This window comes from Pseudomonas sp. BGA-UO-ETr-WB11, assembly GCF_059567785.1.
This window is the reverse complement of record NZ_JCAQOS010000004.1, coordinates 248,697-269,046: the sequence shown is the minus strand read 5'-3', so window position 1 is coordinate 269,046 and position 20,350 is coordinate 248,697. Positions and strand designations below refer to the sequence as shown.

General features: G+C 59.2%; 22 protein-coding genes, 2 tRNA genes and 2 riboswitches. Of the genes, 11 read left to right on the top strand and 13 right to left on the bottom strand.

Annotated features, from left to right (window positions below; genetic code table 11):
* Positions 1 to 20: 20 nt before the first annotated feature.
* Entirely contained in the window at positions 21 to 1,073 is a 1,053-nt protein-coding gene (gene cobW, locus AC56DI_RS04425) for a cobalamin biosynthesis protein CobW (RefSeq protein ID WP_496345100.1), read from the bottom strand.
* A 102-nt stretch (positions 1,074 to 1,175) separates the two neighbouring features.
* A riboswitch (cobalamin riboswitch) is annotated at positions 1,176 to 1,368 on the bottom strand.
* 58 nt (positions 1,369 to 1,426) lie between these two features.
* Positions 1,427 to 1,628, top strand: a riboswitch (cobalamin riboswitch).
* 196 nt (positions 1,629 to 1,824) lie between these two features.
* Between cobW and AC56DI_RS04420 the strand changes: the two genes are divergently transcribed.
* From AC56DI_RS04420 to tal, 4 genes are all read left to right on the top strand, one after another.
* Positions 1,825 to 2,232, top strand: coding sequence for a cobalamin biosynthesis protein (locus AC56DI_RS04420; RefSeq protein ID WP_496345099.1), 408 nt, complete (start codon positions 1,825 to 1,827; stop codon positions 2,230 to 2,232).
* Complete coding sequence (gene cobM / locus AC56DI_RS04415; protein WP_496345098.1) at positions 2,229 to 2,993, top strand: precorrin-4 C(11)-methyltransferase; 765 nt, start codon at positions 2,229 to 2,231, stop codon at positions 2,991 to 2,993. The genes AC56DI_RS04420 and cobM overlap by 4 nt, the downstream gene beginning before the upstream one ends.
* 243 nt (positions 2,994 to 3,236) lie before the next feature.
* Positions 3,237 to 4,250 (top strand): tRNA dihydrouridine(20/20a) synthase DusA, encoded by a 1,014-nt coding sequence (dusA, locus tag AC56DI_RS04410; RefSeq protein ID WP_496345097.1) that lies wholly within the window; start codon positions 3,237 to 3,239, stop codon positions 4,248 to 4,250.
* 331 nt (positions 4,251 to 4,581) lie between these two features.
* A complete protein-coding gene (gene tal, locus AC56DI_RS04405; protein WP_496345096.1) occupies positions 4,582 to 5,508 on the top strand; it encodes a transaldolase in 927 nt (308 codons plus the stop codon).
* Between the two features lie 60 nt (positions 5,509 to 5,568).
* Here tal and rssC read toward each other — a convergent pair whose 3' ends face one another.
* Both rssC and rssB read right to left on the bottom strand, forming a co-directional pair.
* Positions 5,569 to 6,054 (bottom strand): anti-sigma factor antagonist RssC, encoded by a 486-nt coding sequence (gene rssC / locus AC56DI_RS04400; RefSeq protein ID WP_496345095.1) that lies wholly within the window; start codon positions 6,052 to 6,054, stop codon positions 5,569 to 5,571.
* Positions 6,051 to 7,235, bottom strand: a complete 1,185-nt coding sequence (gene rssB / locus AC56DI_RS04395) for a two-component system response regulator RssB (protein WP_496345094.1) — start codon at positions 7,233 to 7,235, stop codon at positions 6,051 to 6,053. Before rssB ends, rssC begins: the two co-directional genes overlap by 4 nt.
* A gap of 218 nt (positions 7,236 to 7,453) precedes the next feature.
* On the opposite strand from rssB, the gene AC56DI_RS04390 reads away from it, so the two are divergent.
* Positions 7,454 to 7,753, top strand: a complete 300-nt coding sequence (locus tag AC56DI_RS04390) for a PilZ domain-containing protein (RefSeq protein WP_324521920.1) — start codon at positions 7,454 to 7,456, stop codon at positions 7,751 to 7,753.
* 63 nt (positions 7,754 to 7,816) lie between these two features.
* On the opposite strand, the gene AC56DI_RS04385 is transcribed toward AC56DI_RS04390, so the two are convergent.
* Positions 7,817 to 8,521 (bottom strand): MlaA family lipoprotein, encoded by a 705-nt coding sequence (locus AC56DI_RS04385; RefSeq protein WP_496345093.1) that lies wholly within the window; start codon positions 8,519 to 8,521, stop codon positions 7,817 to 7,819.
* 229 nt (positions 8,522 to 8,750) lie between these two features.
* Between AC56DI_RS04385 and AC56DI_RS04380 the strand changes: the two genes are divergently transcribed.
* On the top strand, positions 8,751 to 9,014 hold the full coding sequence (locus AC56DI_RS04380; RefSeq protein WP_496345092.1) for a DUF4404 family protein: 264 nt from the start codon (positions 8,751 to 8,753) through the stop codon (positions 9,012 to 9,014).
* A gap of 37 nt (positions 9,015 to 9,051) precedes the next feature.
* Here AC56DI_RS04380 and queF read toward each other — a convergent pair whose 3' ends face one another.
* The 4 genes from queF to AC56DI_RS04360 form a co-directional block, all read right to left on the bottom strand.
* Positions 9,052 to 9,885 (bottom strand): NADPH-dependent 7-cyano-7-deazaguanine reductase QueF, encoded by an 834-nt coding sequence (queF, locus tag AC56DI_RS04375; RefSeq protein ID WP_496345091.1) that lies wholly within the window; start codon positions 9,883 to 9,885, stop codon positions 9,052 to 9,054.
* A gap of 105 nt (positions 9,886 to 9,990) precedes the next feature.
* A complete protein-coding gene (locus AC56DI_RS04370; RefSeq protein ID WP_496345260.1) occupies positions 9,991 to 10,770 on the bottom strand; it encodes an ABC transporter permease in 780 nt (259 codons plus the stop codon).
* 11 nt (positions 10,771 to 10,781) lie between these two features.
* Positions 10,782 to 11,714 (bottom strand): ABC transporter ATP-binding protein, encoded by a 933-nt coding sequence (locus AC56DI_RS04365; RefSeq protein ID WP_496345090.1) that lies wholly within the window; start codon positions 11,712 to 11,714, stop codon positions 10,782 to 10,784.
* A 101-nt stretch (positions 11,715 to 11,815) separates the two neighbouring features.
* On the bottom strand, positions 11,816 to 12,478 hold the full coding sequence (locus AC56DI_RS04360) for a transglutaminase-like domain-containing protein (RefSeq protein WP_496345089.1): 663 nt from the start codon (positions 12,476 to 12,478) through the stop codon (positions 11,816 to 11,818).
* 203 nt (positions 12,479 to 12,681) lie between these two features.
* Here AC56DI_RS04360 and AC56DI_RS04355 point away from each other — a divergent pair, with 203 nt between their 5' ends.
* Positions 12,682 to 13,092, top strand: coding sequence for a PA2817 family protein (locus AC56DI_RS04355; RefSeq protein ID WP_324521224.1), 411 nt, complete (start codon positions 12,682 to 12,684; stop codon positions 13,090 to 13,092).
* Between the two features lie 112 nt (positions 13,093 to 13,204).
* Here the strand turns inward: AC56DI_RS04355 and AC56DI_RS04350 are convergent.
* Both AC56DI_RS04350 and AC56DI_RS04345 read right to left on the bottom strand, forming a co-directional pair.
* Positions 13,205 to 13,280: transfer RNA gene (locus AC56DI_RS04350), tRNA-Gly, on the bottom strand.
* A 4-nt stretch (positions 13,281 to 13,284) separates the two neighbouring features.
* Positions 13,285 to 13,360: transfer RNA gene (locus AC56DI_RS04345), tRNA-Glu, on the bottom strand.
* Positions 13,361 to 13,591: 231 nt separating this feature from the next.
* Here AC56DI_RS04345 and AC56DI_RS04340 point away from each other — a divergent pair.
* From AC56DI_RS04340 to AC56DI_RS04330, 3 genes are all read left to right on the top strand, one after another.
* Positions 13,592 to 14,356: a hypothetical protein gene (locus tag AC56DI_RS04340; RefSeq protein WP_496345088.1), complete on the top strand. Its 765-nt coding sequence runs from the start codon at positions 13,592 to 13,594 to the stop codon at positions 14,354 to 14,356.
* A gap of 38 nt (positions 14,357 to 14,394) precedes the next feature.
* A complete protein-coding gene (locus AC56DI_RS04335; RefSeq protein WP_496345087.1) occupies positions 14,395 to 15,057 on the top strand; it encodes a glutathione S-transferase family protein in 663 nt (220 codons plus the stop codon).
* Positions 15,058 to 15,197: 140 nt separating this feature from the next.
* On the top strand, positions 15,198 to 17,522 hold the full coding sequence (locus AC56DI_RS04330) for a hybrid sensor histidine kinase/response regulator (RefSeq protein ID WP_496345086.1): 2,325 nt from the start codon (positions 15,198 to 15,200) through the stop codon (positions 17,520 to 17,522).
* Here the strand turns inward: AC56DI_RS04330 and AC56DI_RS04325 are convergent.
* The 3 genes from AC56DI_RS04325 to msrB all read right to left on the bottom strand — a co-directional run bounded on the left by AC56DI_RS04325 (position 17,506) and on the right by msrB (position 18,955).
* The gene (locus AC56DI_RS04325; RefSeq protein WP_496345085.1) at positions 17,506 to 17,976 is read right to left on the bottom strand and encodes a MarR family winged helix-turn-helix transcriptional regulator; all 471 of its coding nucleotides are present in this window, start codon (positions 17,974 to 17,976) and stop codon (positions 17,506 to 17,508) included. The genes AC56DI_RS04330 and AC56DI_RS04325 overlap by 17 nt on opposite strands.
* A complete protein-coding gene (locus AC56DI_RS04320; RefSeq protein WP_324521219.1) occupies positions 17,973 to 18,458 on the bottom strand; it encodes a glutathione peroxidase in 486 nt (161 codons plus the stop codon). Before AC56DI_RS04320 ends, AC56DI_RS04325 begins: the two co-directional genes overlap by 4 nt.
* A 98-nt stretch (positions 18,459 to 18,556) precedes the next feature.
* A complete protein-coding gene (gene msrB, locus AC56DI_RS04315; RefSeq protein WP_496345084.1) occupies positions 18,557 to 18,955 on the bottom strand; it encodes a peptide-methionine (R)-S-oxide reductase MsrB in 399 nt (132 codons plus the stop codon).
* 169 nt (positions 18,956 to 19,124) lie between these two features.
* Here msrB and AC56DI_RS04310 point away from each other — a divergent pair, with 169 nt between their 5' ends.
* A complete protein-coding gene (locus AC56DI_RS04310; protein ID WP_324521217.1) occupies positions 19,125 to 20,336 on the top strand; it encodes a pyridoxal phosphate-dependent aminotransferase in 1,212 nt (403 codons plus the stop codon).
* The last annotated feature ends 14 nt before the right edge of the window (positions 20,337 to 20,350 follow it).

Below are 20,350 nucleotides of genomic sequence, written 5' to 3'. Positions count from 1 at the left end.
TAAAGCCGCTCCTACACTCATCAGGCCAGCGCCGCCCGTAGTTCGGCTTCGATAGCGGCTTGATCGAGGCTCTGGCCGATCACAATCAAACGGGTGATACGCGCCTCGTCGGCCTGCCAGGCGCGGTCGAAGTGTTTGTCAAAACGCTGGCCGACGCCTTGCAGCAGCAGGCGCATCGGTTTGCCGGGAATCGCCACAAAGCCCTTGATGCGCAGAATGCCGTGGGTGCTGACGGCGCTTTTCAGCGCTTGCAGCAGACGGGCTTCCTCGGCTTCAGGCAGCTCGATGGCGAAGGAGTCGAACTCGTCGTGATCGTGTTCTTCATGGCCTTCCAGGTCATGGTGGGTCTTGCGCGCATCGATATGCAGCTCGGTCTCGCAGTTCAGGCCCAGCAGCACATCCAGCGGCAGCTCGCCGCCATGGGCTTCGATGATTTTCACTGCGGGCGGCAGTTCCTCGGCGACTTCCGCACGCACCGCAGCCAGGGCGGCGGCGTCGAGCAGGTCGGCCTTGTTGAGGATCACCAGGTCGGCGCTGGCCAACTGGTCGGCGAACAGCTCATGCAGCGGCGATTCGTGGTCCAGGTTCGGGTCAAGCTGGCGCTGCGCGTCGACTTGCTCAGGAAAGGCGGCGAAGGTGCCGGCGGCCACGGCCGGGCTGTCGACCACGGTGATGACCGCATCGACGGTGCAGGCGTTGCGGATTTCCGGCCAGTTAAAGGCCTGCACCAACGGCTTGGGCAAGGCCAGGCCGGAAGTTTCAATCAGGATGTGGTCGAGCTCGCCACGGCGTGCCACCAGCTCGCGCATCACTGGGAAGAATTCTTCCTGCACGGTGCAGCACAGGCAGCCGTTGGCCAGCTCGAAGATGCGGCCGTTGGCGTCTTCTTCGCTGCAACCGATGGAGCACTGCTTGAGGATTTCGCCGTCGATGCCCAGCTCGCCAAACTCGTTGACGATCACCGCGATACGCCGACCGTCGGCGTGGCCGAGCATATGCCGCAACAGGGTGGTTTTGCCGGCGCCGAGGAAGCCGGTAACGATGGTGACGGGAAGTTTGCTGAAGGTTTTCATGGGTGGCCTGCGCAGCGTCGAAGGGTTCGGCGAGCAGGCAGGCGGCAACGGGGGCAACGCCAACGCGTCGCAACCCTGCACCACCGGAGCACCCCGCCCGGTTGTCAAAAACATTGCGAGGCAGGTCTCCTGGCTCACGACCCGCGCGTTGCGCAGTTCCTTCACCTTCCCGCCGGCAGGCAGTGGTGTATCGAAGGGGGTTTGGTCGTTCACAGTTGCGGGGGCAGCCGCGGCATCACCGCGTTCCCTCTTAGCTTCGGCGCATAACCGAAGAACCTCGAATGCCGCGAAGGCTACGCAGTGACTTGGGGCAGGTCAATGCCATGGTTGACGCTCGGGGGCGCTTCGTGATGTTCTAAAAAGCTGTTTCAGGTGTCTCGCACCGTCGTGTGTGGGGTGAAACGGGAAGCCGGTGTGAGTCCGGCGCTGCCCCCGCAACGGTAAGCAGACGCAAGGGTTGTGTTAACCACTGTGCCTCGGCATGGGAAGGTCAACCCTGAACTGTCCACGACAGTCGTCGCAAGCCCGGAGACCGGCCTGAGCCTTGTTTGGCAATCCGCGGTGGGCGGGTGCGCGCCGGATTTTTAGCTCGCCCCGGGCTATTGTCGTGCTGCGTACCTTCTCTCGCGTTCACTCCCCACAGAAGGTCACACCATGTCCGGCACGCTGTCCTCTTTAGCGCCCCTTGCGCAAGCTCTTAGCCTTGTCGCTAACACCTGCGCCACCTGTACGCGCGCGTGACCCGCTGAACATGCACTACGTAGCGGGACTGGGTTGCCGGCAGAATTGCCCACTGAGCGAGTTGCGCGACCTGCTGCAACACACGCTGACCACCCATGACCTGCCACTCAGCGCGCTTACCGGCCTTGCCAGCAGCCAACACAAACGAGGGGAACCTGCGTTGCTGCAACTGGCCAGCGAGTTGCAAATCCCCCTGTACTGGCTGAGCAGCGCACAGCTACAACCTTATGATGCGCGCCTAAGTCAGCACTCAGAACTCAGTCGACAACTGACCGGCAGCGCCGGAGTGGCCGAAGCCTGCGCGCTGGCCCAGGCCGAATATCTCAATGGTGGCCGCGCCACGTTACTTGGCCCCCGCCAGCACAACGCCCGCGCCACCTGCGCGATCGCCGTCGCCCCAATCACGGAGCCTGCATGACCGTCTATTTCATTGGTGCCGGCCCCGGTGACCCGGAGCTGATCACCGTCAAGGGGCAGCGCCTGCTGCGCAGTTGTCCGGTGATCCTGTATGCCGGTTCACTGGTGCCGGAAGCGGTGCTCGAAGGCCATCGCGCCGAACGACTGGTCAACACCGCCGAACTGCACCTGACACAAATAATCAAGCTGATCCGTGAGGCCCACGACAAAGGCCAGGACGTGGCCCGCGTGCACTCCGGCGACCCGTCACTGTACGGCGCCATCGGCGAACAGATCCGCCACCTGCGAGCACTGGCGATCCCGTTTCAGATCATCCCCGGCGTCACGGCCACGGCGGCCTGTGCGGCGCTGCTGGAAAGTGAACTGACCCTACCCGCCGTCTCGCAAACCGTGATTCTTACCCGCTACGCCAGCAAGTCGGAGATGCCCGCCGGTGAGCAACTGGCTGACCTCGCCCGCCATGGCGCGACCATGGCCATTCACCTGGGCGTGGTGCACCTGAAAAAAATTATCGCCGAACTGCTGCCGCACTATGGCGCCGATTGCCCGATTGCGGTGGTCCATCGCGCCAGCTGGCCTGACCAAGACTGGGTCAGCGGCACCCTGGCGGATATCGAGGCCTTGGTGCAGGCCAAAGGCTTTCGCCGCACGGCCCTGATTCTGGTTGGCAGAGTCTTGGGCGCCGAGGACTTTGCCGACTCCGCGCTTTACCAACCCGGCACTCAGCACCTGTTCCGCGCAGGTAACACGCCTGACTATTGAGGCTGGCGCCGACGCCCCATCACCACGCACATGACCAAAGCAAATGTGACCGTACCCAGCAGGACGTGGTGTTCAAAAGCGCTGCTCCCGTGCTCGTCAACCACAGGACCTCTTGAGCCGTTTGCAGCTCGCAGCTCTTGCGTTCACATTGATGTGCACAGAAGCAAGGCCTCGAGACCTGTATAATCTCCACCCCGTTTTCCTCCTGTGCGCCTGCTGTGCACTTACTGAGTTCTTCTAGCTATGCCCCAGGTTATTGCATTGGAAAAAGACCTTTCTAATCAGCACGTTTTAAGCAGGAAATTCAGCGTTGCGCCGATGATGGATTGGACCGACCGCCATTGCCGGTTCTTCCTGCGCCTACTCTCCAAGCATGCCCTGCTCTACACCGAAATGGTCACCACCGGTGCGGTGCTGCATGGCGACCGGCAGCGTTTTCTACGTTACAGCGAGTGCGAGCACCCGCTGGCGCTGCAACTGGGCGGTAGCAATCCGGCTGATCTGGCAGCTTGCGCGCGCCTGGCTGAGGACGTTGGGTATGACGAGGTCAACCTAAATGTTGGCTGCCCCAGTGATCGGGTGCAGAACAACATGATTGGGGCCTGCTTGATGGGCCATCCGCAGCTGGTGGCCGATTGCGTCAAGGCCATGCAGGATGCAGTGAGCATCCCGGTAACGGTCAAGCATCGAATTGGTATTAATGGTCGCGACAGCTACGCCGAGCTGTGTGACTTCGTCGGTACCGTTGCCGCCGCCGGTTGCCGCAGTTTTACCGTGCACGCACGGATCGCCATTCTCGAAGGCCTGTCGCCCAAGGAGAACCGTGAGGTGCCGCCGCTGCGCTACGAGGTCGCCGCCCAGCTCACGCACGACTTCCCCGATCTTGAGTTCATTCTCAACGGTGGTATCAAAACCTTGGATGAGTGCCGCACGCACCTGCAGACCTTCGATGGCGTCATGCTGGGCCGCGAGGCTTATCACAACCCCTACGTGTTGGCGCAGGTCGATCAACAGCTGTTCGCCAGCAACGCGCAGGTCATTGGCCGCGCCGAGGCGCTGCGCCAGTTGCGCCCTTACATCGAGCAGCATCTGGCCGAAGGCGGCGCGATGCACCACATCACACGGCATGTACTGGGTCTGGGCCAAGGTTTCCCTGGCGCTCGGCGCTTTCGCCAGCTGCTCTCGGTGGATGTGCACAAGGTCGATGACCCGCTGCAACTGCTGGATCAGGCCACTCAATTGCTTGAGGGTCACTAGGGTCTATTCCCGTTTCATTCGCGGCCGCGCCGGAGCCTGTTTTTGCGCGAGGCAAGACGCGAGGAGCGTGATTGGGTTGTTCCAAATAAGCGACGAGTAACGCCGCCTCGCACAAAAACAGGCCCGGCCCTTCGGGTTGCGCGAGAAATGGCCCCCACTGTCGTTGCAGGACTTGGCAAGGGAATAACCATTACCTACGTCCTGCGCCTAAGCGGGGGCCATTTCTCGCAGCAACGCAGCTCGCGATGAAACGGGAGTAGACCCTAAGCTCTGTTGAGTGGTGGCGGCTGCTCGGGTAAGGTCAAGGGATCAGCATCGACAAGGCTTCGTCATGACTTCCAAACTGGATCAACTCAAGCAGTTCACTACCGTGGTGGCCGATACCGGCGACCTTGACGCCATTATTCGTCTGCAGCCCGTGGATGCCACCACCAATCCATCGTTGCTGCTCAAGGCCGCTGCGCTGCCGCGTTATGCGCCGCTGCTGCAGAACGCCATTGGCCATTGTGACGGCGACTTGGGCTTGGCCTGCGACCTGTTTGGCGCCAGCGTCGGCCAGGAAATCCTCAAGGTCATTCCCGGACGAATTTCCACCGAGGTCGACGCCCGCCTATCGTTCGATACCCAGGCTACCCTCGCCCGCGCTGAACGCCTGGTCGGCCTTTACGAGCAGGCCGGGGTCGGCCGTGAGCGGGTACTGATCAAGATCGCCGCTACTTGGGAAGGCATCCGCGCCGCTGAACAACTGGAGCGCCAAGGCATCCAGACCAACCTGACCCTGCTGTTCTCCTTCGCCCAGGCTGCTGCCTGCGCCGATGCCGGGGTGTTTCTGATCTCACCCTTCGTTGGCCGCATCTATGACTGGTACAAGAAGACCGAAGGCCGCGACTTTGTCGGCGCCGAAGACCCTGGCGTGCAGTCGGTTACACGCATCTACAACTACTACAAAGCCAATGCCTACAGCACCGTGGTGATGGGTGCGAGCTTTCGCAATGTCGGCCAGATCGAACAACTGGCCGGCTGCGACCGCCTGACCATCAGCCCAGAGCTGCTGCAGAAACTGGCCGACGAACACGCCCCACTGCCTCGCCTGCTCGCGCCGGGCAATGCCGGTGAGTCCCGCCAAACGCTGGGCGAAAGCCAGTATCGCTGGGCCATGAACGAAGATGCCATGGGCACCGAGAAGCTCGCAGAAGGCATTCGCCTGTTTGCACGCGATCAGGAAAAACTCGAAGCCCTGCTGAAAGCCCTGGCCTGAAACGACAATGGGCGATCCTGTGAGGGATCGCCCATTGCCATCAAGTCGGTTGCGGCGTTGTCAGTGCTGGCGTTCCAGCGCGCTGACGAGGTCGTGAAAAGCCTCACGGTTGGATTCATTCAGGCTCATCAGAATTTGGTGCGCTTCCAACACCTTGGCCTTAACCACGTCTTCTGACTGATCCTGCGAGGGCAAATCCGCCAGGCATTCTGGGCATGGCAGCGGGCTTTCGACGATATTGAACACCTGATCGAAGCCCATGGATTGCAGCAAGCGGGTGATGTCATCGTGGGTCGTCACCACGGTAGGCAGCAGGCCGATTTTTTGCCGCGACAGGATCGACAACTTGGCCAGCAGGCCGAGCGTGGTGCTGTCGATACTGCGCGTTTCGGTCAGATCAATGACGATGGCCGAGAAATTCAGGGAGGTGAAAATCTTCTCAATCGTCGCATCCAACGCCGAACACAGGGTCAGACGGACTTCTCCGACGAACTTTAAAACAAATGTGCCGCTTTGCTCGGCAAACTGGATTTTACCAGTACTCATGCAAGGTTCCTGCTCATCACCAGCAAGGCGATATCATCCGGCATATCGCCCAGCTTGGCCAGACCAAAGACTCGACGCAACCCATCAAGCGTGCCGCCCGCACTGGATACCAACTGCGGCAGGAGGGTCTCTTTCTCTTTGAGTGTATCGCCAGGCAAAAGGTCCAGGATGCCGTCAGACAGCAACGTCAGGCTGAAACTCTCCGGTATCTGCATGACATGATCCTGATAGGTGGCTTCGGCAAACAAGCCCACCGGCAAGCCGCGCCCCTGCAAATAGTGCGACTCACCTTCACTGAACAGCACGGGCAGCGGCAGATGGCCGCCGATGCTGTAGGTCAGCGAGCCCGCCTGCTCATCAATCACCCCGCCAATCATGGTCACGTGCTTACCCAGCTTGCAGTTGAGCAGGCCACGGTTGATATGGGCGAGCACATCCGAGGGTTTGAACTCCGGGAGCACCCCGCCGCGGCGCGATTCATAGAGCAAACGGGTGGTCATGAACTTCAACAGTACGGTGACAAAGGCCGATGAAGCGCCATGGCCAGAAACGTCAGCCAGGTAAAACGCCACGCGGTGCTCATCGAGGCGGAAATAATCGACAAAGTCGCCAGACAGATAAAGCGATGGAATGATCTGGTGAGCGAACTGCAGGCCATCGGCGACCCAAGGCGTCTGCGGCAGCATGTTCATCTGCACGTGTCGCCCAGCGTTCTGATCTTCCTCAAGCAAGCTCAGGCTGGCCTGCAACTGACGGTTGGCGGCTTCGAGCTTTTCCCGATAGCGCAGGTTTTCCACCCGAAGCAGAACGCGATCCAGAGCCCGCCGCACCGAGTGCTCGAGCACAGCGAGGTCTTCGAGAGGTTTGATCAGGTAGTCGGCAGCGCCCAAGCGCAGGGCTTCCACCGCATCGGTCATGACCCCGGCCCCGGAGACCACAATGACCGGTGTTTCCACCTGCAGCGCATTGATTCGGCGAATCAACTCCAGACCATCGACCTGCGGCATGCGCAAATCACAGATGACTAGGTCGGGATGATCACGCTCAAACACTTCAAGGCCCTGCAATCCATTGCTGGCTTGCAGGACGGTGAAACCGCTGTCTTCGAGATAGGCTGCGAGGCTCGCACGCACGACTTGGTCGTCGTCAATGATCAGCAGCGTGGCACTGGAATTGTGCATTGGGTATCCAGGCAAACAACGCCGGGGACGGGTTAAATTTGGCATCAGCACGCAGGTCTGGATGCATTGGCGAGGCTTCACTTCAAGGCGCAGACGGTACTCCCATCTCAGCATCGATTCAAGCGTGAGCCGATCGTCGCCGGGCGACTTTACACCTCAAATCCGCGGGGGTTATAAGAGTTACTGGAGAGCGTCCATAGAACAAGAGGAAGGGGTTAATGAGCCAAATTGATCGTGCCTACAGTGAGAAACGAGACTACATCCGCATGCGGATGGAAGCCAAAATGACTCTGCACCATGCCGGCCAGGAAATTCCGGCGCTGTGCTTGGATCTGTCTAGCACCGGCATGCAGGTCGAAGCGACCAGCAACCTGCAGATGGGTGAAAAAATCCGCGTTCAAATTGCCTCTGACCACGACAAGCTGTCTGGGCTGAACGCTGAGACCGAAGTGGTACGCGTCATCGATCTGGGCGACGGCCGCCAATCCTTGGGCCTGACCATTCTGTCCATGAGCTGAGTTAAGGCTTGCAGACACACAAAAGGCGGCCATGGCCGCCTTTTGTTTTATCTGGCTGATGACTTAGAAGTCATCCACCACTTCACCATCCGTGACCTTGAACTCGCGATTTTGCAGGTAGGCATTGCGAATAAAGACGTACTTGTCGCCGCTGATCAGCTTTTCGGCCGAGAGCAAGCTGGCACGGGTGTCGACAACATCAACACCACGGGTCACGTTGCGCGCAGGCACATCATTAATATATGGATAGGGTTCCAGCAGGCTATCCGGGATTTTGGCAACGGCATCGCGACCGCTACTTGGCCCCAGCAGCGGCAAGACCACATAAGGACCACTGCTCACGCCCCAGGCACCCAGGGTCTGACCAAAGTCCTCATCACTCTTGCGCAGCTCCATCTTGGTCGCCACGTCGAAGAAGCCGAGCAGACCGAAGGTGGTATTGAACAAGACCCGGCTGGTATCGATGCCCGCCGCCTCGATTTTGCCCTGCAGCAGGTTGTTGGCCAGATTGCCGACATCGCCGACATTGCCAAACATGTTATGGATGCCATCCTCGAGAAATTGCGGAGTTATGGCCTGATAACCCTGCGCCAGAGGCTTGAGTGCATAGGTATCGAGGGTGTCGTTAAAGGTGAAGATCGGTCGATTGAACGACTCCCACGGATCATCTTCACTGGCGGCCTGCGCCAACACCGGCAGGCACAACAACCCGGCGCAGAGGAAAAGCTTGCCCAACTGTTCAGACCAGCTCGCAGCTATTGCGCGCATATCCACTCACTCCCTTCGATTTAATCTGCCGATGCGGCTAACCCGTCGACGCTGTAGCGCAGTATAAAGCCACAGCGCTCGTTTTTGCCGGCCAGAACGCGGCAAAATCACCAACTCCGATAGCGCAGCATTTGACCCGAATCAGGCAAGCGATGCGCAGGTAGATTAATCTGCAGGTAGACGCTCCACGGGCACCCTGCCCAGCGCCCCATCACTCAGGGAAACCAGCATGCCGGCACATTTACAGCAACAACTGCAAGAACTGCGCGATCAACTGGCCCAGCAGCCACCGCTGAGCGACGACGACAGGGCAGCCCTGGCTGCTCTATTAGAAGAAATCGACCAGCAACTGACCCGCTCCAGCATCAACCCGCCAGACACGTCACTGGTTGACGGCGTCAACCTGGCCGTAGAGCGCTTTGAGGTGGAACACCCGACAGTGGCCGGCACGTTGCGCAACATCCTGCAGAGCCTGGCCAACATGGGCATCTGAGACATAAAAAATCCCGGCGCTATGGCCGGGATTTTTCTTACTGCCGCACCAGGCGCCGGTTGTCCGGGCTTGGCGTGCTCAGACTGCGGTACGGATTGATGTCCAGCCCGCCGCGACGCACATAACGCGCGTACACGTTCAACGCCTTGGGCTGCAATAAACGCTGCAGGTCCAAAAAGATGCGCTCCACGCATTGCTCGTGAAAATCCGCGTGCTGACGAAAGCTCACCAGGTAACGCAAGAAGCTGGCGTGATCCAGCGCCGGCCCGCTGTATTCAACCACTACACTGCCCCAGTCCGGCTGCCCGGTGACCGGGCAATTGGAACGCAGCAGATGGCTGTGCAAGGCTTCAGTGACCTGCCGCTGCGGATCGCATTGCAGCAACTGCGGTTGCGGCTGGTGGTAGTCCTGAATGCTCACCTCCAGCTCATCAATGCACACGCCCGGCAAGCGCGCCACGCCCTCCTCTTCAACCTCACTCAAAGTGCGCACACACACCGACACGTGAGCTCCGGCCACCTTCGACAAATCGGCCTGCAGCAGCGCGGTAAGCTCCTCACGAGACGCAAACGGCGTCTGATTCAGGGAGTTGAGGTAGAGCTTGAACGATTTGGACTCGATGATATTCGGCGAGTCAGCGGGAATGGCGAACTCGCCAATCGCTACCACTGGTTTGCCCGAGGGTGTCAACCAGGACAGCTCATAGCAATTCCACAGGTCCACACCCTGATACGGCAAGGTCTGCGCCGTCAGGCCCAGCTCGGCCCATTTGGCTGTACGCGGGATCGGGAACAGCAGTGACGGCGTATAGGTGGCGACGTAGTCACTGGTTTTACCCAGTGGCGAGTCTTCGGCGGCAGGATGATGCATAAAAGACAACCCGAATCAGAACAGGAGGCGATTGTAGCCCGTTTGCCGGCGCCTTTCAGCGCCAGCAAGGTCGTCGCCATCACGACAACGCACCACGCGATACACCTACTGACGCATGCCGCGACCGCTAATCAGCAAGCGAATGCACAGCAGATACAGGGCAGACGTGGTGACCAGCATCAGGCCGATGGCCACGTTGATATTCAGGTCAGAGACGCCAAGAATGCCGTAGCGGAAGGCATTGACCATATGCAGGATCGGATTGGCCAGCGATACCGTCTGCCAGAACGGCGAGAGCATGTGGATCGAGTAAAACACCCCGCCAAGGTAGGTCAGCGGCGTCAGCACGAAGGTCGGAATGATGGAAATATCATCGAAATTACGCGCATACACCGCATTGATAAAGCCGCCCAAAGCAAAGATGGTCGCGGTCAGAGCAATCACCAGAATGGTGATACCCAGGTGATGCACCTGCAGATCGGTAAAGAACAGCGACAGCAAGGTCACAATCAGCGCCACTGCCAAGCCGCGCAACACACCACCGGTGACATAGCCGACCAGAATCACATGGGGCGACACCGGCGACACCAGCAATTCCTCCACCGAGCGCTGGAATTTGCTGCTGAAGAAACTCGACACCACATTGCTGTAGGCGTTGGTGATCACTGACATCATGATCAGTCCAGGCACGATGTAGTCCATATAGCTGAAGCCATCCATATCACCAATCTGCCGGCCAATCAGGTTGCCGAAGATGACGAAATACAAGGCCATGGTGATGCCCGGCGGCAGCAACGTCTGCGGCCAGATACGGGTGAAGCGGCGAATTTCTCGGTAAACAATGGTTTGCAGGGCAACCAGATTAGCGCGCAACTCGCTGTTGATAAGATCCGTATTCATACGCTCGCCTCGGCCAGGTTTTTCTCCACCAAGGAGACAAACAACTCCTCCAGCCGATTGGTTTTATTGCGCAAGCTCAGCACCTCGACGTTCTGACTGGCCAGTTGGCGAAACAGCTCGGTAATGCCCTGGCTTTTTTCCACCTGCACCTCCAGGGTGTGGGCATCGAGCATCTGCGCCGGGTAACCAAGCAATTGCGGCGGCACCAACTGCGCGTCTTTGAGGTCGAGCAGCAAGGTTTCGACGTGCAGCTTACCCAGCAGCTCACGCATGCTGGTGTTCTCGACAATCCTGCCATGATCGATGATGCCGATATTGCGGCACAGCTGCTCAGCCTCCTCCAGATAATGCGTGGTGAGAATGATGGTGATGCCCTGCTCGTTCAGCTCGGTCAGAAAGCTCCACATCGAACGGCGCAGCTCGATATCCACCCCGGCGGTTGGCTCATCAAGAATCAACAGGCGCGGCTGATGCACCAGCGCGCGGGCGATCATCAAACGGCGCTTCATGCCCCCTGAAAGCATCCGCGACGGCACATCACGCTTATCCCACAAGCCCAACTGGGTCAGGTACTGCTCGGCACGCGCCTTGGCCAGCTTCGACGGGATGCCGTAATAGCCCGCCTGGGTGGTGACGATATCGAAGGTTTTCTCGAACTGGTTGAAGTTGAATTCCTGCGGCACCACGCCTATGCAGCGTTTCAACGCCGACGGCGAGCGGTCGAGGTCATGGCCAAAGACATTCACCGTGCCACTGGTTTTGTTTACCAGGGTCGAGAGAATCCCAATAGTTGTCGACTTGCCAGCCCCGTTAGGGCCCAGCAGGGCAAAAAAATCACCCTCAGCCACGTCCAGATCAATGCCCTGGAGGGCCTGAAAGCCATTGCCGTAGGTTTTGGTCAGCTGCCGGATGGACAGAGCAGGATGCATAACGTGCACGCGCCGAAAGAAAGGGAGTCTTTAGATAAGGGCGCAATGGCGTAAATGCAACTCAGCGGCGGCGAATAAGCCGGCAGGATGCAGGCGACCCGCTAAGCAAGCGCGCTTGCCTCACACTGCAAGTCACCGCCCAGACTCAGCGCTTCATCATTAAAAAAGTGCGGATAACAGGCCGCCAAATGACTGAAAAACAACTCCAGCGGCAACTCGGCGAATTGGCCGTGGTCCTGCAGATATTCCATGTAGCGTTCCCCCTGCTGATTACAGGGATGGAACACGCTGTCACTAAGGCCGTCGAACGCTAACGGCTCAACCTTGAACACCCGGCACAACGCCAGATTGAATGCAGGGGTCGCCTTGACCCAGCGCCCCTCAAGGTACAGCTCGGTGTAACCATGCATGGCAAACACCTCGCTGCGCAGCAGCGCCAGCAAGCGTGGCGTCGCCAGATGGTTACGCACATCAGCCAGCCCAATCCGTGCGGGAATACCGCAATGCCGGGCGCACGCCGCCAACAGCAGCGCCTTGGGCACGCAGTAACTCTCGCCCGCGCTTAGTGCATGGCTGGCCTTAAGTGTGTGCGGGTCTCGGCTGAAGGTATAGGGGTTGTAGCGCACCTGATCACGCACGGCGTAATAGAGGCTGACGGCCTGTTCGCGCAGATCCTCACTGCCCCCGCGGTTGCGCTCGGCAAACGCGATGACGTCGGGATGATCACTGTCAATAAACGGACCAGGCTGCAGATACTCATCCACGGCAAGCGCTCCTCAGCAAATGGACTTTCAGTCTAACCAGCACCCGCACCTAGGGTTAACGCCGAACACGCCAGGCTTGCCAGCCATTGCGCCAATCCTCTATTTCACTGTGCGCCGCGTTGTCACGAATGAAACGGCAAACAGGACAGCCGCCAGCCAGCCGCCTATACTCGCGCGCTTGATTTTTTGCAGAGGACTGCCCCATGGCCACCACCTATCTCGACCACCACCTCGCCCTGCTGGCACACCTGCGCAGCATTCTGGTTGCCCTCGGCGATGCCGAGCAGGTGCCTGAAGAAAATCACGCCCTGTTCCTTGAGCGCTTCGACGAACTGCTGACGCAACTCCCCGCCTCGCCGGATGAGAACCTCTACCTGGGCCAAGACCTGATCTGCCAGATCATCCATCGCTACCCGCAAATCGCTCACCTGGTGCCTCGCGACCTGCTGTGGTTCTTTGGCGGCGACTGCCTGCATTACATGCCCGATGAAGAGCTGCAAATGTTCCAGGCCCTGGACGAGCGCCGCTACGAAGCCGCGCAGAACGACGAGCCCTTCGACTGGAATCAGGAAAAACAGCTGCTGAGCTTGTCGACACAAGGCATCCAGCACTGATCCACCGCGTTTAAATGAAAAAAGCCCGCACGGTAAACCGGCGGGCTTTTTTCTTGCGCGATTAAATCGCACAAACAAAAACGCCGCTCAATGAGCGGCGTTTTTGTGAATATGGAGCGGGAAACGAGACTCGAACTCGCGACCCCGACCTTGGCAAGGTCGTGCTCTACCAACTGAGCTATTCCCGCAATATGGCGTCCCCTAGGGGACTCGAACCCCTGTTACCGCCGTGAAAGGGCGGTGTCCTAGGCCACTAGACGAAGGGGACACGCTCCGGATATCGACTGGGTTTTTCTCATCAACCCTTCCGGCTTCAGCGTTTCGCTTTTGGCTTTACGCTTGAAGTGGCGCGCATTCTATGGAGCTCTCGAAGAGTCGTCAACCCCTGAGTTAATCTTTTTTAAATCAATGACTTCTAGGTATAAACAGGCCTAGTGCTATGAGCAACAGAGCGAAGGCACTACACTCAAGCGAAAATCACTTGCATGAGGCTCTAGCGGTGTCGCCACTCGTCATAACCCTGCTGATTGTAGTCGGCATCTTTCTCCTGATCGCTATCGCCTACATCAACCACATGCTGGAAAGCAGCAAGCTGGAAAAGGCCCGCCTTAAAGCCGACCTCACCGACCGTGCGCGCCGTAACCGCAGCGTTTCGGACAATCTGCCAGGTCAACTGATGACCCCCGCGCTGAAACTGCTGCTCAGCCGCCTAGAACTGCAAGCCAGTGACAAGTTGCTGCCACTGGATAAAACCAACAGCGAACTGCGCAACCGCATTTCTGAACTGCGCGAGCAGGTCAACAAGAACGAACTGATCACCATCGAAAACCCTGTGCAGCCCATTAACACCGAGGCCAAGGCCAAGGAAGTACGCTTCACCCTGGAGAACCTGCACAGCCAAATCAGCCGTGCCGCCCAGGAAGGCTTGCTGCAAGCCAATGAGGCCAAGCACTGGAATAAAGAAATCCAGCACATGCTGTGCCTCCTGCACATCGACTTCTTCAATAATCTCGGTCAGCAAGCCCTGCAAAAGAGCCTGCCAGGTCAAGCTCGGCTAGCGTTTGAACGCGGCGTGCAGTACCTGCGCAAACAACCTGAGCCGGGCAAATACCAGGCGCAACTGGCACAACTGGAAAACCATTTAAATCGCGCCAATGCCATGGTGCTGGAAACCAGCAAGCCCGCCGAAAATGAAATCAATCAGTTGACCGAAGGTCTCAAGGACCTGGACGAAGAAGACAGCTGGAAGAAAAAGAGCTTCTAAAGCCCCCGCCTCCTCTACCTGACAACCAAGGATTACCCATGAGCCTGATCGTCTACGGTGCGCCCCTCTCACCCTTCGTACGCAAACTGCGGTTATTTCTTGCAGAGAAGGGCCTGGAGTATCAACTGGAGATCATCACGCCCTTCGGCCAGCCCGAGTGGTACCGCGAACTCAGCCCACTGGGACGTATTCCCGCACTGAAGGACGACGACTTCGCCTTGGCCGACTCCAGCGTGATTTGCCACTATCTGGAAGAGAAACATTCTGACTTGCAGCCACTTTATGGCAGCACACCTGAGCAGCGCGCCAGGATCAACTGGCTGGAAAAATACGCCGACTACGAACTTGCGCCGCTGACCACTTTTGCCGTGTTCCGCAACCGCGTCTTGAAGCCAACCATGCAGCAACCCTGCGACGAGACGGCCGTACAAAGCGCATTGCACGACAAGCTGCCAGCCCACTTCGACTACCTGGAAAAGACCCTGGGCAGCGCCGACTACTTTGTCGACAATCGTTTAAGCATGGCGGACCTGGCAATTAGCTGTCAGTTGATCAACCTTGAGCATGGTGGCGAACGCGTGGACAGCCAGCGCTGGCCACAACTGGCTGCCCTGCTTGAGCGCATCAAGGCGCGTCCCAGCGTACAAGCCGTACTTCCTGGGGAGCAGCGGACACTGGCCAAACTCAGCGGCAACGCTTAAGAGCGTTACCGCCAATAAAGCATTAAGTCCGGCCACCCATCCGTCTTACTGGCCAATAAGCCAAACGCCCGCCCTTGATGGGCCTGGCATTGGATGACCTATGCTTCAAGCGCCCACACTGAAAGGCTCCAGCACGCCCCATGGACATCCCACTGATCCGTCGCCTGTCATTCAAACAGGCCAGCCTCACGGTGCTGGTGGCCTTTATTCTTGGCACACTGCTGAGCTTGCTGCAGGTCAGCATCGACTATACGAACGAAGACGCCTCGATTGACCGCGAAATTCGTGCACTTTTGGAAATCACCCGCACCCCGGCCACCCGTATTGCCTACAACATCGACGCGGAACTGGCCCACGAGCTAGTGCTCGGCCTGCTCAACTCACCCGCCATCGTCCGCGCGGAAATCCTCGATAACAGTGGCGCCAGTCTGGCCAGCGTCAACCGCCCCCGTCAGGACAGCCGCTACCGCCTGGTCAGCGATTTTCTGTTTGGCAGCGAGCGCCAATTCGATCTCCCCCTGTTCACCGACCACGCCCCACGTGAAGCGCTGGGGCAGCTGCGCCTGGAAGTCGACACCTTTGCCTTTGGTAGTCACTTTCTTGGCCGCGCCCTCCTGACCATGACCACCGGCTTTGTCCGCAGCCTGCTGCTGTCGCTGATTCTGCTGGTGCTCTTCTACTTCATGCTGACCAAGCCCCTGATCAGCGTTATTCGCGCCATCAGCGAACGCGACCCCAGCGCGCCCGGCCGCCAAAAGTTGCAGTGCCCGCCCGGTCATGAGCAGGACGAAATTGGCGTACTGGTCGAGGTCACCAATCAACAACTGAGTGACATCACCAAACAGATCGACCGCCGTCTGGCCGCCGAAGAGCGCCTGACCCAGTACTTGGGCGAGCTGGAGACCATCATTTCCACCCGCACCACCGAACTGAAAGCCAGCAACGCCCGCCTGACCCACGCCAACCAGGAGTTGGAGAAATCCCGCAGCAATGCGTTGCAAATGGCCCAGGCCCGTGCGGTTTTTCTGGCCAGCATGAGCCATGAGATCCGCACGCCCCTGAGCGGCCTCTTGGGCATGCTCGCCCTGACCCTCGACAGTCCTCTGAACGCCGAACAACGGCAGCAGCTGACTATTGCCAACAACTCCGGAACCGTTCTGCTGGAGCTGCTCAACGACATTCTCGACCTGTCCAAAATCGAAGCCGGGCAACTGCAGCTGGAACACATCCCCTTTGACCTGGCCAAACTGGCGGAGGAAACGGCCAGCCTGCTGTCGCAAAACGCCGCCAGTGACGTGGAGCTGACCTGCCTGATTAACCCGCAGCTACCAAGCCTGGTGCTCGGCGACCCCACCCGGGTCCGGCAAATCATCAGCAACCTGCTGTCCAACGCCTTGAAGTTCACCCACAACGGCCGGGTCGACCTGCGTGTCAGCCCAAGCCCAAACGGCATACGCATTTGCGTGCAAGACACTGGCATCGGTATCAGCGCCGAGCAACAGGCCAAAATATTCCAGCCCTTCACCCAGGCCAATATCGGCACCACCCGCCAGTACGGCGGCACCGGCCTCGGCCTGACGCTAACCCGCACCCTGTGCAAAGCCATGCAAGGCCAACTCAGCCTGGCATCGGAAGAGCATCGCGGCAGTTTGTTCTGCGTCGATCTGCCCTTACCCGAACAGCAACCGGCCACGGCACCACACCCTCTGCAAGGACGCGTACTCGCCCTGCTCAATGCGCAGAGCGGCCTCGCCGAACTGCTGAGCGAGCAACTACCTGGCTGGGGACTGCACTATCAGCTGGGCGACCGGCAAAGCACACCGGAACACATCAGTGCAGACGTGCTGATAAGCGCCGATCCGGCGCAACTGAACGAACTGCGCCGCCAATGCAGCGCGCCGCTGGTGCTGGTGTGCCGTTACAGCGACTTCCTCGCCCCCGAGCAAGCCCGCGCCCTGGCCCCCTTCACTCAGCTGGCCAGACCGCTAACCCGCCAACAGCTGCAACAGGCCATCGGCCAAGCCCTGCAACAACAACCTGGCGCTCAACCCACAACGCCACCAGCAACTTCGCCAGCGGTGCCGCCGCACAACACGATCCTACTGGTTGAAGACAACCCGGTGAATCAACTGGTCGCCAAAGGCATGCTGGCAAAACTCGGTTATCAGGTACTACTCGCCACCCAAGGCGAAGAAGCCCTGGCCAGCCTGGCCCGAGAAACCGTTGATTTGGTGTTGATGGATTGCAATATGCCGGTGATGGACGGCTACGAAGCCACTCGCCGTATTCGCCAGAATGCGGCCTGGCAGCACCTGCCGATCATTGCCCTGACGGCCAACGCCATGGCCGACGAGCGCGAGCGTTGTCGCGCCGCCGGCATGGACGATTACCTGGCCAAGCCGTTCCGCATGGAGCAGCTAGCCGCCCTGCTCAAGCAGTGGCTAACCATCAAGGCAGCGCCATAAGTCGCGTCAGCAAACCGCTGAGTTGCTCGCGCAGGGTTTCAAGCTCCTCCGGCGAGGCACCGTTGTCGCACAGCAAGCCTGCCTGCAAAGGCAGGACTTGGGCACGCAAGGCCTGGCCGGCTGTCGTCAGACCTAGATGCACTTCGCGCTCATCGTGGCTGGCGCGCTGACGCAGCACCAAACCTAACTGCTCCAGACGCTTGAGCAGCGGTGTCAGGGTCCCGGAGTCGAGCAGCAAGCGCTCGCCGAGCGCCTTCACCGTCGGCTGCGCCGGCGGCGTGTCTTGCCACTCCCACAGCACCAGCATGGCCAGATACTGCGGGTAAGTCAGGCCCAACTGATCAAGCATCGGCTTGTAGGCTCGGGTTACGGCCCTGGAGGCGGCATACAGCTTGAAGCACAGCTGGTTATCCAGCAGCAGCGCCGCCTCGTCTGCCCGTGACGGCTGACTCATTGCAGCAAGGCTTCGATCTCGGCGCTCAGGTCTTCCGGCTTGGTAGTCGGGGCGAAGCGCTTGACCAATTGGCCGTCCTTGCCGATCAGGAACTTGGTGAAGTTCCACTTGATACCCTGACTACCCAGCAGCCCTGGTGCGGTTTTCTTCAATTGCACAAACAGCGGGTGAGCCTGGGCACCATTGACATCAACCTTCTTGAACAGCGGGAAACTCACGCCGAAGTTGAGCTCGCAAAACTCGGAGATTGCGCCTTCATTGCCCGGCTCCTGCTTGCCAAACTGGTTGCAGGGAAAGCCCAACACCACCAAACCCTGGTCCTTGTAGGTCTGCCAGAGGTTTTCCAGGCCCTTGTATTGCGGGGTGAAACCGCACTTGCTGGCGGTGTTGACCACCAAAATGGCCTTGCCGGCAAAGTCGGCCAGGGTCTTCTGCTCACCCTTGATGGTGGTGCAGGGAATACTGAGAAGCTGATTGCTCATGGGATGAATCTCGCAAAAGAATTGACCCGCGCAATATAGCGAGCAATTCAATTGCACACAATTCAATTATTCAGCACATCTCCCCGGCAAACCACTCTCTACGCGTTTGGCGACTGAAGTTTGAGCGCAACGGAGTTAATGCAGTAACGCAAACCGGTCGGTGCCGGGCCGTCATCAAATACATGACCCAAGTGCGCATCACAGCGCGCACAGAGCACTTCAGTGCGCTGCATGCCATGGCTGTTGTCAGCCTGATTGACCACCGCGCTGGCCGTCACTGGCTGAAAGTAACTTGGCCAGCCACAGCCCGCATCAAACTTGGCAGACGCATCAAACAGCTCAGCACCACAGCACGTACAGAGGTAGCGCCCCGGCAATGTAGTGGCGTGATAAGCACCCGAAAACGGCCGCTCGGTGCCTTTCAGCCGGCACACCTGAAACGCCTCCTCGGACAACTGCTCACGCCAGGCCTGCAGTGGCTTTTCCAACTTTTCCATAAGCACCTCGCAAAGGAGAAAAAAGCCCGGCCTGTCCCTTTCCCCAAGGTCGGGCCGAACGTATGATTCGACCCCAGTTTGTCACCCACGCCAAGCACTGCCAAGGCGAGCCAGATCAAGCCTGTTGCAGCATTTTTCCGCGGCGTTTGTTTCTTTCAGGATCATTTCCATGCAGATCAGCAAATCCAACAAGCTCGCCAACGTCTGCTACGACATTCGCGGCCCGGTGCTCAAGCACGCCAAGCGCCTGGAAGACGAAGGCCAGCGCATCCTCAAGCTGAACATCGGCAACCCTGCCCCATTCGGCTTCGAAGCGCCGGAAGAAATTCTCCAGGACGTGATCCGCAACCTGCCCACCGCCCAGGGCTACAGCGACTCCAAAGGCCTGTTCAGCGCGCGCAAGGCGGTGATGCAGTACTACCAGCAAAAGCAGGTGGAAGGCGTCGGCATTGAGGACATCTACCTCGGCAATGGCGTGTCCGAACTGATCGTGATGGCCATGCAGGCGCTGCTCAACAACGGCGATGAAGTGCTGATCCCGGCCCCCGACTACCCGCTGTGGACGGCCGCTGTGGCCCTGTCCGGCGGCAACCCGGTGCACTACCTGTGCGACGAGCAAGCCGGCTGGTTTCCCGACATTGCCGACATGCGCGCCAAGATCACCCCCAACACCAAGGCCCTGGTGCTGATCAACCCGAACAACCCCACCGGCGCTGTGTACTCCAAAGAAGTACTAATGGACATCGTCGAGCTGGCACGCCAGCACAACCTGGTGCTGTTCTCCGACGAGATCTACGACAAGATCCTCTACGATGACGCCGTGCACATCTGCACCGCCTCACTGGCCCCGGACGTGCTGTGTCTGACCTTCAACGGCCTGTCCAAGTCCTACCGTATCGCCGGTTTCCGCTCTGGCTGGGTGGCCATTTCCGGGCCCAAGCACAAGGCACAAAGCTACATCGAAGGCATCGACATCCTCGCCAACATGCGCCTGTGCGCCAACGTCCCGAGCCAGCATGCGATTCAGACCGCGCTCGGCGGCTACCAGAGCATCAACGACCTGGTGCTGCCCAACGGCCGTCTGCTGGAGCAGCGCAACCGCACCTGGGAGCTGCTCAACAACATCCCTGGCGTCAGCTGCGTGAAGCCTATGGGCGCTCTGTATGCCTTCCCGAAGATCGATCCGAAGGTCTGCCCGATCCACAACGACGAGAAGTTCGTGCTCGACCTGCTGCTCTCCGAGAAGCTGCTGATCGTCCAGGGCACCGCCTTCAACTGGCCGTGGCCGGATCACTTCCGCGTCGTCACCCTGCCCCGCGTCGATGATCTGGAGCAGGCCATCGGCCGCATCGGCAACTTCCTCAAGACCTACAGCCAGTAATGCCCACAACTGGC

What these genes read in the sequence shown, in the direction of transcription:
- AC56DI_RS04355 (WP_324521224.1), top strand. Translation starts at nt 12,682, where the DNA reads ATGGCCACCACCTATCTCGACCACCACCTCGCCCTGCTGGCACACCTG.
- AC56DI_RS04380 (WP_496345092.1), top strand. Translation starts at nt 8,751, where the DNA reads ATGCCGGCACATTTACAGCAACAACTGCAAGAACTGCGCGATCAACTG.
- cobW (WP_496345100.1), bottom strand. Translation starts at nt 1,073, where the DNA reads ATGAAAACCTTCAGCAAACTTCCCGTCACCATCGTTACCGGCTTCCTC.
- AC56DI_RS04420 (WP_496345099.1), top strand. Translation starts at nt 1,825, where the DNA reads ATGCACTACGTAGCGGGACTGGGTTGCCGGCAGAATTGCCCACTGAGC.
- AC56DI_RS04365 (WP_496345090.1), bottom strand. Translation starts at nt 11,714, where the DNA reads ATGCATCCTGCTCTGTCCATCCGGCAGCTGACCAAAACCTACGGCAAT.
- AC56DI_RS04390 (WP_324521920.1), top strand. Translation starts at nt 7,454, where the DNA reads ATGAGCCAAATTGATCGTGCCTACAGTGAGAAACGAGACTACATCCGC.
- msrB (WP_496345084.1), bottom strand. Translation starts at nt 18,955, where the DNA reads ATGGAAAAGTTGGAAAAGCCACTGCAGGCCTGGCGTGAGCAGTTGTCC.
- tal (WP_496345096.1), top strand. Translation starts at nt 4,582, where the DNA reads ATGACTTCCAAACTGGATCAACTCAAGCAGTTCACTACCGTGGTGGCC.
- rssB (WP_496345094.1), bottom strand. Translation starts at nt 7,235, where the DNA reads ATGCACAATTCCAGTGCCACGCTGCTGATCATTGACGACGACCAAGTC.
- AC56DI_RS04310 (WP_324521217.1), top strand. Translation starts at nt 19,125, where the DNA reads ATGCAGATCAGCAAATCCAACAAGCTCGCCAACGTCTGCTACGACATT.
- AC56DI_RS04325 (WP_496345085.1), bottom strand. Translation starts at nt 17,976, where the DNA reads ATGAGTCAGCCGTCACGGGCAGACGAGGCGGCGCTGCTGCTGGATAAC.
- dusA (WP_496345097.1), top strand. Translation starts at nt 3,237, where the DNA reads ATGCCCCAGGTTATTGCATTGGAAAAAGACCTTTCTAATCAGCACGTT.
- queF (WP_496345091.1), bottom strand. Translation starts at nt 9,885, where the DNA reads ATGCATCATCCTGCCGCCGAAGACTCGCCACTGGGTAAAACCAGTGAC.
- AC56DI_RS04335 (WP_496345087.1), top strand. Translation starts at nt 14,395, where the DNA reads ATGAGCCTGATCGTCTACGGTGCGCCCCTCTCACCCTTCGTACGCAAA.
- cobM (WP_496345098.1), top strand. Translation starts at nt 2,229, where the DNA reads ATGACCGTCTATTTCATTGGTGCCGGCCCCGGTGACCCGGAGCTGATC.
- AC56DI_RS04320 (WP_324521219.1), bottom strand. Translation starts at nt 18,458, where the DNA reads ATGAGCAATCAGCTTCTCAGTATTCCCTGCACCACCATCAAGGGTGAG.
- rssC (WP_496345095.1), bottom strand. Translation starts at nt 6,054, where the DNA reads ATGAGTACTGGTAAAATCCAGTTTGCCGAGCAAAGCGGCACATTTGTT.
- AC56DI_RS04330 (WP_496345086.1), top strand. Translation starts at nt 15,198, where the DNA reads ATGGACATCCCACTGATCCGTCGCCTGTCATTCAAACAGGCCAGCCTC.
- AC56DI_RS04385 (WP_496345093.1), bottom strand. Translation starts at nt 8,521, where the DNA reads ATGCGCGCAATAGCTGCGAGCTGGTCTGAACAGTTGGGCAAGCTTTTC.